The following is a 14,615-nucleotide window of genomic DNA, read 5'->3' on the forward strand; positions in this document are numbered from 1 at the left end:
AGGAAACTGGAATGGATACAATAAAAGTAATGTATATCTCTGGTTATCGCAGTTTTGAATTAGGCATATTCAAAGATAATGACCCTAAAATGACAGTTATTAAAAAAGTTTTAAAAAATGAATTGACTCAATTAGTGGAAGAAGGATTGGAATGGGTGATCATCAGCGGTAACTTAGGTGTCGAATTATGGGCAGGTGAAGTCGTCGCTGAAATGAAGACGGATTATCCAGAATTGAAGCTTGGGATCATTTATCCGTTTGCAGAGTTTGGCAATGGTTGGAATGAGAACAATCAGGAAAAGAAAAGACTGGTAGAACAGCTTTCTGACTATCGTGAGTCGGTGAGTCATCAACCCTATCAATCACCAAGTCAACTAAGGAATCATACCCAATTTATTCTACAACACACAGACGGGACCCTATTGATTTATGATCCAGAATATCCTGGAAAAACAGACTATTTTTTTAAGGATGCACAAAAATATCAAGGGAGTCATCCTTATGAGATTCGAACCGTCAGCATGGATGATTTGCAAAATTTTAGTGAATAAAATAATATAGTGTTTGATTTATCAAGTCTTTTCCGATACAATAAAAAAGTAGAAACGTTAATACGTAAATGAGAACTAGAGGTGTAAATATGGCGAATTTGATTTATAGTCCTAAAGACATTTTACAACAAGAATTCAAAACAAAAATGCGCGGATATGATCCGATCGAAGTGGACGAATTCTTAGACAATATTATCAAAGATTATGAGAATTACAGCAAACAACTCCTTGCTTTACAAGAAGAAAACGATAAATTAAGTGCAAAAGTCGCTCAATTATCGAAAAACCAAGGAGCAGCTCCAAGTCGTGCACAACAAACAGAAACTCCGAAAAGTGCGGCAGTAACAAATTTTGATATTTTAAAACGTCTATCAAATCTTGAACGTGAAGTATTTGGTAAAAAATTAGATGCACAAGCAGGAAATGTTCCACCAGTAACACCTAATCCAAACAACTATACAACAACAAACGAAGATGACAACGAAGCAACACGTCAGTTTTAAGCAATGAATCGATTTGTGGTTTTCGGGTAATCGCGGTCTGGCTTTGACCAGACTGAGGAAAGTCCATGCTCGCACAGGCTGTGATGCCTGTAGTGTTCGTGCTTAGCGAAAAAATAAGCTAAGGTACTCTTTTTAGAGTAACGGCAGGAAAACAAGCTAAGGTTTCGGCTATGCTTCAGTATCCTTGAAAGTGCCACAGTGACGAAGCGAACGAGGAAACTTGTTCGGTGGAACGCGGTAAACCCCTCGAGCGAGCAACCCAAACAACGGTAGGGGCGCTTTTTGTCGGGGAATCAGAACGAGACAAAAGGGCAGTTGATCTGCAGATAGATGGTTACCGCTTTGTTTTTTCTCCCTGGAAAAACAAAGTACAGAACATGGCTTATAGAAAACCACATCTTCAGGGAATAAATCGTTAGGCGAATAACAGCCTACAAAATCAGTACTAACAATAGCTTTTTCCTACGTCAAGCCTTTTCACATAGAAAAGATCGGATGTAGGGGATTTAGAAGAGGGTGTGACGGAAGCGCACAGCTCCAAGAATTAAGCAGCAACATACGAAAATAGCTTATCGTATTTTTGGGTGTTGTTGCTTATTTTCTAAGGGCTGCTTCTGCCACACCATTTGTTTGATTATAGAGGACGAAGATCATCATGCCTCTTTTTTGATTGATAAGGAGAATACAATGGATAAAAATAGAGAATTCAATTTAATAGCGACAGCGGCAAGTGGGCTAGAAGCATTAGTAGGAAAAGAACTTAGAGATCTTGGCATCGAGTGCCAAGTCGATAATGGTCGTGCGCGTTTCAAAGGGACGATGGAAACGATTGCTACAACCAATCTATGGTTACGTACAGCAGATCGTATCAAGATCGTCGTGGGTGAATTTGATGCCCGTACGTTTGATGAATTGTTCGAGCAAGTCAAAGCGTTACCATGGGAAGATTACCTTCCATTAGACGCCTCTTTCCCGGTTGCAGGAAAATCGATCAAATCGACGCTTTATAGTACACCAGACTGTCAAGCCATCACTAAGAAAGCAATTGTTGAAAGACTACGTACGTATTATCATCGTCCGTCTACTGTGCCATTGACAGAAACCGGTGCACATTTCCAACTAGAAGTTGCTTTACTGAAAGATCATGTGTTAGTGACCCTTGATACAACTGGTCCAAGTTTGTTCAAACGCGGTTATCGCTTAGAAAAAGGTGGTGCCCCATTAAAAGAAAATATGGCAGCAGCTTTAGTGATGTTGACGAACTGGCGAAAAGATCGTCCGTTTTATGATCCCGTTTGTGGTTCAGGAACACTGTGTATCGAAGCTGCACTGATCGGTCATAATATCGCCCCTGGTTTCAATCGTGAATTTGTGTGTGAGACGTGGGATTGGTTCGATCCGGCTATCATGGAAAAAGTTCGTGCAGCAGCAGAAGAACAGGCAGATTATGATATCGAATTAGATATCACTGGGTCTGATATCAATGGTCAATTGATCGGTATCGCCAGAGCCAATGCGGAAGAGATCGGTTTAGGAGATTCCATCACTTTCCAACAACGGGCAGTGAAGGACTTCAAAACGGAAAAAGAATACGGCGTGATCGTTGCTAATCCCCCTTATGGTGAACGCTTAGGTGAAGAAGAGTCTGTTCGTCGTCTCTACAAAGAAATGGGTGAGGTCTTCCGACCATTGAAAACGTGGAGTAAGTACATCTTGACAAGTGATTTAGCATTTGAAGAATTTTACGGACAAAAAGCAACAAAAAAACGTAAATTATACAATGGTGCATTGCGCACAGATCTGTTCCAATATTGGGGAACTCGGCCACCAAGAAAAGAACGGACTGAAAACGAATAACTAGGATATAAGTATGGACACCTAAAAACCATGGTTGGGACTTTAAGACCTTTGACCCTATGATTTTTGGAGGAATTCAAAATGAATGAACAAGCAAAAAAGTATTGGAAAGAATTTTGGCAAGGTGAATTCCCTCCAACAAATGTTACGGCAGAGCAGTGGGGGTGGGAAGGGACACCGATGGCAGATGAATTGGCGGACTTGATTTTAAAGGGGATCAAAACGGCGTCATGTTCATCATACGATGAATGCCTGTATTACGATGAAGCCCCGTTGTCTAAAATCGGCAGTTATACCATTGTTTTAAATAGTAAAGACGAACCTGTAGGCATCATAAAATATACAGATATGACGGTAATGCCAATGAATGAAGTAACAGAAGAAATTGCCCGTGCTGAGGGTGAGGGTGATTTGAGCTATGATTACTGGTATAAAGTTCATAAAAAATTTTTTAGGGAGTTACTGCCCCAAATTGGAAAAGAATTTTATGAAGAGATCCCCCTTGCTGTTGAACGGTTTGAATTAATCAACGCAAAGGAAATGTCGTAAAAGTAAGTGAGCGATAACTATTGGATAAATGATAACTAGGATAAGTTGGAGGATTTTTGGATGAATGAAAAGGAATTTTTGAAAGAAGTCAAAGAAATCGATTTAATGAGTCAAGCGTTAACAGTATTGGACTGGGATATCCAAACAGGCATGCCAGAAAAATCAAGTGAAGAACGCAGTGAAGTCAACAGTTATTTATATGGGCTATATTTCTCAAAAAAAGTCGGACCGAAAATCGCAGAAGCAATCGAATACTTCTCTGCGCACCCTGACGAATTGTCTGAACTTGGAAAAACGGTTTTTGAGAAAGTCAAAGAAGACTATGAATTAGAGCATAAAGTACCGGAAGAATTGATGATTGCTTTAACTTCTGCGACTTCTAAAGCCCACACAAAATGGCAAGAATCGCGTGAATCAAAACAATTTGGTGATTTTGAATCCGCGTTATCTGAAAACATCAAGATCACAAAACAATTGATTCCATATTGGCGTAAAGAGGAGAAAACAGACTATGATGTGCTGTTGAATCAATATGAACCAGGCATGACCGTAGAGATCTTAGATCAAGTATTTGATCAAGTCAAAGAAGGTATTATGTCCATCCGTCAAGCCTTAGTCGAAAAAGGAACAGCACCGGAGACAGATTTTCTTTCACGTAAAATGACGAAGGAACAACAAAAACGTTTTGTAGTCGGTGTGATCAAACAGTTAGGATATGATTTTTCTAGAGGTCGCTTAGATGACACGATCCATCCATTTATGATCGGGATCAATCGTAATGATGTCCGCATCACGACACGTTGGAATGAAGAGGACTTCAAAATGGCAACGTTTGGAGTGATCCATGAAGCCGGACACGGGATGTATGAACAAAATATTGATGAAAAATATATGTATACACCAGTTGGTGAAGGTACTTCGATGGGCATCCATGAGTCGCAATCACTTTTCAATGAAATCATTGTCGGCAGCAACCGCAGTTTCTGGGAAAAGCAGTACCCATTCTTCCAAGAGTGTGCTGAAGGAACCTTTGATGATATTTCTTTTGATGATTTCTATCGTTCATTACAGTATACAAAAGCAAGCTTGATTCGGATCGAAGCAGACAGTTTGACGTATCCATTACACATCATTATACGTTATGAGATCGAAAAAATGATGTTCAATGAAGGGTTAGAAGTTGAGAAATTACCAGAAGTATGGAACCAAAAATATGAAGAGTATTTAGGTATCCGTCCAACAAACGATTTAGAAGGAATCTTACAAGATGTCCATTGGTCAGGTGCAAGTTTTGGTTACTTCCCATCTTATGCGTTAGGATTCATGTATGCTGCACAATTATTACATGCAATGAAAAAAGATATCGCTGTTGATGAGATTTTGGCTTCTGATGATTACTCACCGATCAAAGAGTGGATGACAGAAAAAATCCATCAGTACGGCGCATCAAGAAAACCAAATCAATTGATTCAAGAGGCGACAGGAGAAGCATTGAATCCGCAGTACTTGATCGATTTTATGCGAAAACTTTACTTTAGCGTTTATGGTGTTGAAGAAGTCTAAAAAATTCTCAAATAGAAGGTGAAAGCGGCAGTGGATAAATTAAATGAAATTGCTAACTACAGCATGGCACAATTGGCTTTGGATCGTTCAGGACATGGTGTGGACCATACGAATCGAGTAGTCGAACTTTCCCGACAAGTCCTTGAGACACTACCGCAAGCCAATCCTTTTATCACGCTGGCAGCGGCATATCTACACGATACGATTGATGATAAAGTGGTTGAAGATGAAGAGCAAGCGAAAGAAGGACTCAGAGTCTTTTTGGCAAACATCGGAGTTGCAGAATCAGAGATTCATCAAATCTTTCATATCATCGAAAATATGTCTTTTTCAAAAAGTTTGTCTGATAACGTCGAATTGTCCTTAGAAGGCAAGATCGTACAGGATGCAGATCGCTTAGAGGCGTTAGGTGCGATGGGTATCTTACGTACGGCATATTATGGAGGACATAAGGGGCATCCGATTTTTGACCCAGCCATCCAGACAATCAATTATACGAACAAACAAGATTATCGTAAAGGCTCGACAGTCATCAATCATTTTTATGAAAAATTGTTGTTATTGCCAGATCAAATGAATACGGGGTACGCGAAACAAGAAGCAAAACGACGTGAAGTGTTCATGCGTGAATTTCTAGAGGAGTTCTACAAAGAATGGTTTGTCGGCGATGATTCACTAGATGCACAAATCTGGCGTAACCGATAATTAAATAGATACGTCTGAGCCATTCGTCCTCTCGCGTCATCTAAAATCAAATAAACGGCGGGAACAGAAGGAAGTTCTTCGTAAAATAAGGCGTCATCCACAAAAAGTTGAAAAACAATTTTCGTGGATGACGCCTTATTTTTTGAGGTTAAACACTTCTGTTTCGATCTCGTCTTTCTATTTGTTTTTTCGAATTTGCTTGATCCTTAACAATGCTCGGAAGATATTCAACAAAAATAATAAAGTAGCAATTCCAATCGGTACCCAGATCAAATAGACAGAATAGCCAAGTTCTGCAGAAAGTTCTGCACTTGAAGAATGTGAAAGCTCAGAGACTGCTTGTTGCCATGTCTGTAAGTTGAAAACAAGCATAAAGCCTGCGATGATCAATAGAATAAAGCCTAAGTAATGGATCGATGTCCGCTTACGAATCAATGCAAAGACTAAATAGAGAATAAGTAAAAATGCTGGAACACCAAATACAAAATAAATATTAAGCAAAATGAATCGCCTCCTCATAATAATCATACTTCAATTGATAGGAATTTAAAAATAATTTAGTCATTACTTGCATTCTTTTCACCAATATTGCTAAGATAACTGTATTCAAAGGAGGTCTTTTTGTTTTATGGCAAGTTATATCGAGCCGATTCGTTTTGCGTTGATTGTCTTTCCTTTTCTTGCATTGGCGATTTCTGCTATCTTTTTTATTTATGAATACCGAAAGTATGGAACGTTTCTCCTAACTAGAGCGGTCATTTTATATTCATTTGTCTTTTATCTATTATGTGCTTACTTTTTAGTGATTTTACCTTTACCTACTAAGGAAGCTGTTGCGAAAATGACAGGTCCAAAAATGGAATTACACCTATTTGCGTCTTGGGAGAACTTCAGAGCGAATACAGTCCTCGTGTTGTCCGATCCGAGTACCTATTTATCTGCGATGCGACAAAGTGTTTTTTTAGAGCCATTATTCAATGTCTTTTTACTCTTACCTTTTGGCATCTATTTAAGGTATTATTTCCGACTATCCTTCGTCAAAACGGTCATTGCAAGTTTCTGTCTCTCCCTATTTTTTGAGTTGACACAATTAACCGGTCTTTACTTTATCTATCCACGTCCGTATCGATTATTCGATGTCAATGATTTACTGACCAATACATTTGGCGGAATGCTTGGCTATCTTGTGACGCCAATCTTTACGTTTATGTTGCCAACAAGAGCGAGAATGGATGAAGTATCTTATGAAAAAGGCAAGACAGTCTCTTTGACACGCCGTCTGGTTGCCTATTTGATCGATTGGTTTTTCTTATCTATTTGTACGTCGATCATCGGAGTGGTTGCCGGATTGTCGATTGGAAGTAGCGAGTTCACCTCCTATAGTTGGTGGTTGTTCGTGCAAGTCTTTCTCTATTTCATGCTTCTTCCTGTCTTTACAAATGGTCGAACACTTGGGAAAAAAATCGTCCGGATCAAGCTTGTTGAAGATGGGAGGGAACGAATCAGATTTCGTGCATTGTTCATTCGATATGCGTATCTCTATTTCTTATTTTATGGGCTAGGCTGGTTGAGCCAATTAGTTGGTCCAGTCATCAATCAAGCGACTGGTGTCACACAGATGAGTGCAGTATTCATTTTCTTATGTACCTTGGTTGCACAGTTCATCTTCGGCCTGAATCTATTCTTATATTTTATTCGCAAAAAGAGAGTTTTATTCTATGAGAAAGCGAGTCATACTTATACGATCAGTACGATCAAAGATAGAAAAGCCTGACCTTTTCAAGCAAAATAAGCAAATTTATGGTATAATTCCAAAGTCGTGAAAAATACAAAGAGAAGAGGTGTCGAAATGAGTCATTTTAAACAATTCAATTTTCATCCGTTTATCAACGAAGCGTTAGCAGAAAAAGGGTTCCAACAACCAACAGAAGTGCAAGAACGATTGATTCCTTTGATTTTAAAAGGGAAAAATATCATCGGACAATCACAAACTGGTTCAGGAAAAACGCATACGTTTCTTTTGCCTCTATTTCAAAAAATCAATGCCAATAAAGAAGAAGTCCAAGTGGTGATCACAGCACCAAGTCGTGAACTGGCGACGCAGATCTATGAAGCTGCTGTTCAAATCGCTAAGTTTTCCGATCCGGAGATTCGCGTATCGAATTTTGTCGGCGGAACAGACAAACAACGTCAATTAAATCGCTTGAATCACCAACAACCGCAAATCGTTGTCGGTACACCAGGGCGTATCCTTGACATGATGAATGAGCAAGCTTTAAAGATCCATACAGCCTTTGCGTTCATCGTGGATGAAGCAGATATGACCTTAGATATGGGATTCTTGAATGAAGTTGATCAAATCGCTAGCCGCTTGCCAGAAAAATTACAATTTTTAGTTTTCTCAGCAACGATTCCAGAAAAACTACGCCCATTCTTGCGTAAATATATGGAAAATCCAATCATCGAAGAAATCAAACCAAAAGCAGTGATCTCAGAAGATATCGAGAATTGGTTAGTTTCAACAAAAGGAAAGGATAAGAATCAAACGATCTATCAATTATTGACGATCGGGCATCCTTATTTAGCAATTGTCTTTGCAAATACGAAACAACATGTAGACGAAATCGCTGATTACTTGAAAAACCAAGGCTTGAAAGTAGCGAAGATCCATGGAGATATCACTCCTCGTGAGCGTAAGCGTGTGATGCGTCAAGTGCAAAACTTAGAGTATCAATATGTAGTTGCGACAGACTTAGCTGCTCGTGGTATCGATATCGAAGGCGTTTCTCATGTCATCAATGCGGAGGTTCCAGAAGATCTAGATTTCTTTATCCACCGTGTCGGTCGTACTGGTAGAAATGGCTTAAAAGGAACCGCGATCACTTTATATGCACCAAGTGATGAGCCATTGATCGAAGGCATCGAAAAAATCGGTGTTGTTTTTGAGCCAATGGAAATCAAAAATGGTGAAATCGTTAAAACCTATGACCGTAACCGTCGGACGAAACGTGAAAAATCAAAAGATAGTCTTGACCCAACGCTGATTGGTTTAGTCAAAAAGAAAAAGAAAAAAATCAAACCTGGTTACAAGAAAAAAATCGACTGGGCGATTGCGGAGAAAAATAAAAAAGACCGCAAGATCGAAAGACGTCAACAAACGCGTACAGCCAGAAAAAATAAAAAGAATTCCAACCAATAAGAGCAGTCATGAGCGAATCACGCTGCCCTTGACTTTTAGCCCCAAAAACCTAAATAGGAAATCTATTTTGGGTTTTGGGGCTGATTTTTTTGATTAAACAGTTGATATTAGGAGAGCTGTTTTCGCATCTGTTGACAAAGAATGCCGTCTTCGATCAGTGGGTCTGAAAAACTCTGATAGCCCTGCTTTTCGTAGAAAGGAACGGCGGGAATTTCTGCAATCAAATAAATTTCTTTGAATGCTTCATTTAGTGCTCGCTTTTCTGCCAATTGAAGCATTTCTCTGCCAATCCCACGTTTGCGCCAATCTTTTGCGACACAAAAACGATCAAATTGGATTTGTTCGTCACTTTGTTTTTGGTAACGTAAGGTAGCAATTGGCTGTTCGTTATGGATCATGACAAGGTTTGGGTAATAGGCATCCTTACCGTCAAATTCTAAATGAGCAGGTATTTCTTGCTCTAACACGAATACGTCATAACGTAAAACGTAACTGCTGGCTTTTATCCATTCTTCGGTTCCAAAATACGTTTCCATTGTTTTGCCTCCCTAGGGTTCTTTCCTGATTATAGCAAGGAAAACGTAGACCGCAAACAATGAAAAATCAAAAAGTAGGATTGACAGCATCGCTAAGAATACGTATACTGATAAAGTACAAAAAGGACATAGTTTGTTTTAGACTGACTCACAGAAAATTCTTTCTCGGCTGAAAAAAGAATAGTCACTGTTCAAACTGCTCCCTTTTTCAATTTGATAGAAATATCAACGCGACTCAGCGTTAACGAGTTTAAGAGGTAATGAGTAAACATCATTGCAATCAAGGTGGTACCGCGAGTTTTCGTCCTTGGCTGTAATGGTGTTTTTTGTCGTTTATTATGTAGAAAGAAGGTAAAACAATGAAAAAATTAAGCAGTGCAGAAGTACGTCAAATGTTTTTAGACTTTTTCCAAGAAAAAGGACATACGATCGAACCTAGTGCTTCACTAGTACCGGTCAATGATCCAACCTTATTATGGATCAACTCAGGAGTGGCGACACTAAAGAAATATTTTGATGGATCTGTTGTACCAGACAATCCAAGAATCACGAATGCTCAAAAATCGATTCGTACGAACGACATCGAAAATGTAGGGAAAACTGCACGTCATCATACGATGTTTGAAATGTTAGGGAACTTCTCGATCGGCGATTATTTCAAAGAAGAGGCAATCCACTGGGCATGGGAATTTTTAACAAGTCCAAAATGGATGGCGTTTGATCCTGAGAAATTATATGTCACTGTTTATCCAAAAGATACAGAAGCAAAACGTATCTGGCACGAAGAAGTAGGATTATCTCTTGACCATATCGTGGATGTAGAAGATAACTTTTGGGATATCGGTGCTGGACCATGTGGGCCAGATACAGAGATTTTTTATGATCGTGGCGAAGCCTATAATGACTTGGAAGAAGATGATCCTGAAAACTACCCTGGTGGCGAAAATGAACGTTATCTTGAAATCTGGAACTTAGTATTTTCAGAGTTCAACCACAAACCAGATAATACGTTTGAACCTCTTCCACATAAAAACATTGATACGGGCATGGGCTTGGAACGAATGGTTTCAATCGTTCAAGATGCACCAACCAACTTTGAAACAGATTTATTTATGCCGATCATCCATGCAGTTGAGCAATTGAGCAACAAAGTAAAATACGGTGAGGATGCCTTAACTGATATTTCATATAAAGTAATCGCTGACCATATCCGAGCATTATCCTTTGCAATCGGTGACGGGGCATTGCCTTCAAATGAAGGTCGTGGATATGTCTTGCGTCGTTTGTTACGTCGAGCAGTCATGCACGGGAAAAAATTAGGGATCGAGCAAGCTTTCTTATACCGTTTAGTGCCTGTTGTTGGCGAAATCATGGAGAGCTACTACCCTGAAGTTTTGGAACAAAAAGAATTCATCGAAAAAGTCGTTCGTATGGAAGAAGAACGTTTCAATGAAACGATCAACGAAGGGCTTGAGATCTTGAACCAAGTGATCAAAGAGGTAAAACAAGCAAACGGAACAACGCTTGCCGGAAAAGATATCTTTAAACTTTACGATACGTATGGATTCCCAGTTGAATTGACAGAAGAAGTGGCGGAAGATGAAGGATTGAATGTCGATCACGCAGGCTTTGAAACAGAAATGCAGGCGCAACGTGATCGCGCGCGTGCGGCTCGTAATACAGAAACATCTATGGGTGTTCAATCTGCTTTATTGACAGATATCAAAGTAGATAGCACATTCATCGGTTATGACCATATTGAATCTGACAGTGAATTACTAGTGATCGTCCAAGACGAAACAATCGTCAGTGAACTATCAGATGGGGAAGCGCAATTGATCTTTGATCAAACACCATTTTATGCTGAAATGGGTGGACAAGTAGCCGATCAAGGTTGGATCATTGATGCCTCTGGTGAAACAGTAGCAAATGTGACTGATGTTCGTAAAGCACCAAATGGACAATTCTTGCATAAAGTAGAAGTCCTTTCTGAGATCAAAGAAGGAAACACCTATCATTTATTGATTGATGAACCAAGACGTAACCGAATCATCAAAAACCATACGGCTACTCACTTATTGCACAAAGCATTAAAAGAAGTATTAGGCGATCATGCCAACCAAGCAGGTTCATTGGTTGCACCAGGTCATTTGCGTTTTGACTTCACACATTTTGGTCAAATCACAAGTGAAGAATTAGCGAAAATGGAACAAATCGTAAACGAAAAAATCTGGGAAGCCATTCCTGTTGAAACGATCGAAACAGACATCGATACAGCGAAAAATATGGGCGCAATGGCATTGTTTGGCGAAAAATATGGCAACGAAGTCCGCGTGGTCAATATCGGCGGTTGGTCGATCGAGTTATGTGGTGGTACGCATGTTGGTAATACCGAAAACATCGGAATCTTTAAAATCGTTTCTGAATCTGGGATCGGTGCAGGGGTTCGTCGGATCGAAGCGGTGACAAGTAAAGAAGCTTATGAATTGTTGGAAAGCGAAGAACAACAACTAAAAGAAGTTGCGGCAATCGTGAAATCACCACAATTGAAAGAAGTCGTAGCTAAAGCAGAACAATTGCAACAACAATTAAGAGAACTACAAAAAGAAAATGAACAATTGGCAAGTAAGTTAGCCAACCAACAAGCAGGAGATATTTTCAAAAATGCAGAGACGATCAATGGTAAAACGATCATCACTGCACAAGTTAAAGTAAAAGACATAAATCAATTACGTCAATTAGCCGATCAATGGAAACAAAAAGCAGTTTCAGATATTCTTGTCTTGGCAAACGAACAAGAAGGCAAAGTCAGCTTGTTAGCAGCAATGACGCCTGAAGCAAATGAAGCAGGTTTAAAAGCTGGCGATTTGATCAAAGCAATCGCACCGAAAGTTGGCGGTGGTGGCGGTGGTCGTCCAGATATGGCGCAAGCAGGTGGAAAAAACCCAGCTGGTATCTCAGACGCATTGACAGAAGCAAAAACATGGTTAGAAAATAAATAGAAGCAAGCGTAGTTTTTTACTACAAATAAATGGCAAGCGAGTTTGGGATGATTTCCCAAGCTCGTTGCTTTATTTTCATTGGCTCAACGGTTGTTGCTATGTACAAATTTATTGACAAATCAACAAAACGCTATAGGATTAGAGTAAAGCAAACAGGGGGAGATTCAATGAATAGCAAAAATAAAACATTTCGGTTAGTACTTCGTGCCATTTTGTTAGCCATCATTATCGTTCAATCAATGATTCCATGGTTAGGTTTTATCCCATTAGGTTTTATTAGCTTGACGATCATCCATATCACAGTAATCGTAGCGGCCGTAGTATTAGGACCGAAAGATGGCATGTTGATCGGCTTGTTCTGGGGAATTGCGACGATCATCCGAGCCTACGCGATGCCAACTACACCGTTCGATACATTGGTTTTTACCAATCCAATCATCTCAGTTGTACCCAGAGTTTTAGTGGGACTAGTGGCTGGCTTAGTATTCCATTGGTTGTATAAGCGTTCCTCTACGATCGTCGTACCGGCTGTTGTAGCTGGGATTCTAGGCTCTCTAGTCAATACGATCCTTGTTTTAGGATTTATGGGCTTATTTTATACGAATGCCACAGCTCAAGCTTATGGTGTCGATGCTTCGGTCTTGTTCAAGACACTTGCTGGGATTGCTGCAATCAATGGGATTCCAGAAGCTATCGGCGCGGGGCTCATCACACCATTACTCGCCAAAGCATTATTTGCAGCAACACCTTTAAAACCTGAATGATATAAGACCAGCAATCACAGATAAAAGGAGTCACAAATTTGGCAAAGAAACAAGAAACACTAACAGCAAAAGAACGAACAAAAAAAGCATTGATGGCAGGAGTATGGGGACTGTTAACTAATGTGATCCTATTCGTTGCGAAATTGATGATCGGACTACTCTCTGGAAGTGTGTCGATCATGGCGGATGCCATCAACAGTTTGTCGGATACCGCTTCTTCTGTTTTGACTTTGGTTGGCTTCAAAATCGCGGCAAAACCAGCAGATCCGGAACATCCTTATGGACACGAACGTTTTGAATATATTAGTGGACTATTCGTATCTCTCATCATCACGTATGTCGGATTCCAGTTCTTACACTCCTCAATTGAAAAAATCATCGATCCGGAAAATATTGCCTTATCACCGATCATCTTTTTAGTTTTAGTCTTTTCTATTGCTTTAAAAGTTATTCAGGGACGTATGTACAAGAAAACCGCAAAAATGATCGATTCGGAAACGTTACATGCCACTGCCAAAGACAGTTATAATGATGTATATACGACCTTTGCTGTTTTACTCTCAGCTTCTGTCGAATGGTTGACAGAGTGGCGCGTGGATGGCTATATTGGCTTCTTGTTAGCACTTTACATTTTGTACAGCGGCGTAATGATGTTAAGAGAATTCGTATATGAATTATTAGGGAGCCGTCCTACTGTTGAACAGATCCAGGCGATGGAGGAGCAGCTAAATGGCTATACAAAAATACTCGGTTATCATGACTTGTTAGTGCATAATTACGGACCAAATCAACGTTTTGCTTCAGTTCACGTGGAAGTCGATGATCGGCTAGATTTGAATGAAGCACACAAGATCATGGACATTATCGAAAAGGATTTTAAACGATCATTAGGTGTAGAATTAGTCTGTCATCTAGATCCTGTACCAGTCAACAATGAGAATTATCAAGAGATTCTTAATGAGTTGAAAAAAATCATCAATGAGACAGCAGAAGGTCTGAAAATCCATGATTTCCGCATGATCCATAAAGGACAGATCCTACAATTTGATGTCGTTGTCCCTGAAGGTACGCGTTTGTCTGACGAGGAATTAGAACGAATGATGCGTATCCAAATAGAAAAGAGAGTCGGGCAGTATCAATTAGATATCACCTTTGATCATAATTATTTACTTTTCTAAATTGTTGACAAAAAATAATACGCGATGTTTAAATATCTATACGACCTATCTGTCGCGATGAGATTTTGACTAAACTTAAAATAAGCAAAAAACCTGAAATCTTAAATAATCGGGTTTTTTGCTTATTTTAAAACAAATCTTTTAGCCTTTCATTTTGGTTATTAGAAATACTATAATGGATGACAGTAGACTTTTACGTTATATTGTT

13 protein-coding genes and 1 other RNA gene are annotated in these 14,615 nt (G+C 39.5%); 12 read left to right on the top strand and 2 right to left on the bottom strand.

What is annotated here, in order from left to right:
* The first annotated feature begins 11 nt into the window (after window positions 1–11).
* From HZ311_RS14545 to HZ311_RS14575, 7 genes are all read left to right on the top strand, one after another.
* Entirely contained in the window at window positions 12–551 is a 540-nt protein-coding gene (locus HZ311_RS14545) for an SLOG family protein (protein WP_010735546.1), read from the top strand.
* Window positions 552–640: 89 nt separating this feature from the next.
* Window positions 641–1,054 (top strand): cell division regulator GpsB, encoded by a 414-nt coding sequence (gene gpsB, locus HZ311_RS14550; RefSeq protein WP_023519604.1) that lies wholly within the window; start codon window positions 641–643, stop codon window positions 1,052–1,054.
* 18 nt (window positions 1,055–1,072) lie between these two features.
* An RNA gene (gene rnpB / locus HZ311_RS14555) (RNase P RNA component class B) lies at window positions 1,073–1,444 on the top strand.
* 297 nt (window positions 1,445–1,741) lie between these two features.
* A complete protein-coding gene (locus tag HZ311_RS14560) occupies window positions 1,742–2,911 on the top strand; it encodes a THUMP domain-containing class I SAM-dependent RNA methyltransferase (protein WP_023519605.1) in 1,170 nt (389 codons plus the stop codon).
* Between the two features lie 81 nt (window positions 2,912–2,992).
* The gene (locus HZ311_RS14565) at window positions 2,993–3,460 is read left to right on the top strand and encodes an ASCH domain-containing protein (protein ID WP_023519606.1); all 468 of its coding nucleotides are present in this window, start codon (window positions 2,993–2,995) and stop codon (window positions 3,458–3,460) included.
* A gap of 60 nt (window positions 3,461–3,520) precedes the next feature.
* Entirely contained in the window at window positions 3,521–5,023 is a 1,503-nt protein-coding gene (locus tag HZ311_RS14570; RefSeq protein WP_023519607.1) for a carboxypeptidase M32, read from the top strand.
* Between the two features lie 30 nt (window positions 5,024–5,053).
* Window positions 5,054–5,728, top strand: coding sequence for an HD domain-containing protein (locus HZ311_RS14575; protein WP_023519608.1), 675 nt, complete (start codon window positions 5,054–5,056; stop codon window positions 5,726–5,728).
* 177 nt (window positions 5,729–5,905) lie between these two features.
* On the opposite strand, the gene HZ311_RS14580 is transcribed toward HZ311_RS14575, so the two are convergent.
* Window positions 5,906–6,229: a hypothetical protein gene (locus HZ311_RS14580; RefSeq protein ID WP_010735540.1), complete on the bottom strand. Its 324-nt coding sequence runs from the start codon at window positions 6,227–6,229 to the stop codon at window positions 5,906–5,908.
* Window positions 6,230–6,356: 127 nt separating this feature from the next.
* Between HZ311_RS14580 and HZ311_RS14585 the strand changes: the two genes are divergently transcribed.
* Window positions 6,357–7,502: a VanZ family protein gene (locus tag HZ311_RS14585; RefSeq protein WP_178946789.1), complete on the top strand. Its 1,146-nt coding sequence runs from the start codon at window positions 6,357–6,359 to the stop codon at window positions 7,500–7,502.
* Between the two features lie 75 nt (window positions 7,503–7,577).
* Window positions 7,578–8,927 carry a DEAD/DEAH box helicase gene (locus tag HZ311_RS14590; protein ID WP_010735538.1) on the top strand — a complete coding sequence of 450 codons (1,350 nt, stop codon included), beginning with the start codon at window positions 7,578–7,580 and terminating at the stop codon, window positions 8,925–8,927.
* Window positions 8,928–9,034: 107 nt separating this feature from the next.
* On the opposite strand, the gene HZ311_RS14595 is transcribed toward HZ311_RS14590, so the two are convergent.
* On the bottom strand, window positions 9,035–9,463 hold the full coding sequence (locus HZ311_RS14595; RefSeq protein ID WP_010735537.1) for a GNAT family N-acetyltransferase: 429 nt from the start codon (window positions 9,461–9,463) through the stop codon (window positions 9,035–9,037).
* 359 nt (window positions 9,464–9,822) lie between these two features.
* Between HZ311_RS14595 and alaS the strand changes: the two genes are divergently transcribed.
* The 3 genes from alaS (at window position 9,823) to HZ311_RS14610 (ending at window position 14,407) form a co-directional block, all read left to right on the top strand.
* On the top strand, window positions 9,823–12,465 hold the full coding sequence (alaS, locus tag HZ311_RS14600; RefSeq protein ID WP_023519610.1) for an alanine--tRNA ligase: 2,643 nt from the start codon (window positions 9,823–9,825) through the stop codon (window positions 12,463–12,465).
* A 167-nt stretch (window positions 12,466–12,632) separates the two neighbouring features.
* A complete protein-coding gene (locus tag HZ311_RS14605) occupies window positions 12,633–13,229 on the top strand; it encodes an ECF transporter S component (RefSeq protein WP_023519611.1) in 597 nt (198 codons plus the stop codon).
* 38 nt (window positions 13,230–13,267) lie between these two features.
* Window positions 13,268–14,407: a cation diffusion facilitator family transporter gene (locus HZ311_RS14610; protein WP_010735534.1), complete on the top strand. Its 1,140-nt coding sequence runs from the start codon at window positions 13,268–13,270 to the stop codon at window positions 14,405–14,407.
* The last annotated feature ends 208 nt before the right edge of the window (window positions 14,408–14,615 follow it).

It is taken from the genome of Enterococcus mundtii (genome assembly GCF_013394305.1).
GTDB classification, from domain to species: Bacteria; Bacillota; Bacilli; order Lactobacillales; family Enterococcaceae; genus Enterococcus_B; species Enterococcus_B pernyi.

What these genes read in the sequence shown, in the direction of transcription:
- HZ311_RS14545 (WP_010735546.1), top strand. Translation starts at nt 12, where the DNA reads ATGGATACAATAAAAGTAATGTATATCTCTGGTTATCGCAGTTTTGAA.
- gpsB (WP_023519604.1), top strand. Translation starts at nt 641, where the DNA reads ATGGCGAATTTGATTTATAGTCCTAAAGACATTTTACAACAAGAATTC.
- HZ311_RS14560 (WP_023519605.1), top strand. Translation starts at nt 1,742, where the DNA reads ATGGATAAAAATAGAGAATTCAATTTAATAGCGACAGCGGCAAGTGGG.
- HZ311_RS14565 (WP_023519606.1), top strand. Translation starts at nt 2,993, where the DNA reads ATGAATGAACAAGCAAAAAAGTATTGGAAAGAATTTTGGCAAGGTGAA.
- HZ311_RS14570 (WP_023519607.1), top strand. Translation starts at nt 3,521, where the DNA reads ATGAATGAAAAGGAATTTTTGAAAGAAGTCAAAGAAATCGATTTAATG.
- HZ311_RS14585 (WP_178946789.1), top strand. Translation starts at nt 6,357, where the DNA reads ATGGCAAGTTATATCGAGCCGATTCGTTTTGCGTTGATTGTCTTTCCT.
- HZ311_RS14590 (WP_010735538.1), top strand. Translation starts at nt 7,578, where the DNA reads ATGAGTCATTTTAAACAATTCAATTTTCATCCGTTTATCAACGAAGCG.
- HZ311_RS14595 (WP_010735537.1), bottom strand. Translation starts at nt 9,463, where the DNA reads ATGGAAACGTATTTTGGAACCGAAGAATGGATAAAAGCCAGCAGTTAC.
- alaS (WP_023519610.1), top strand. Translation starts at nt 9,823, where the DNA reads ATGAAAAAATTAAGCAGTGCAGAAGTACGTCAAATGTTTTTAGACTTT.
- HZ311_RS14605 (WP_023519611.1), top strand. Translation starts at nt 12,633, where the DNA reads ATGAATAGCAAAAATAAAACATTTCGGTTAGTACTTCGTGCCATTTTG.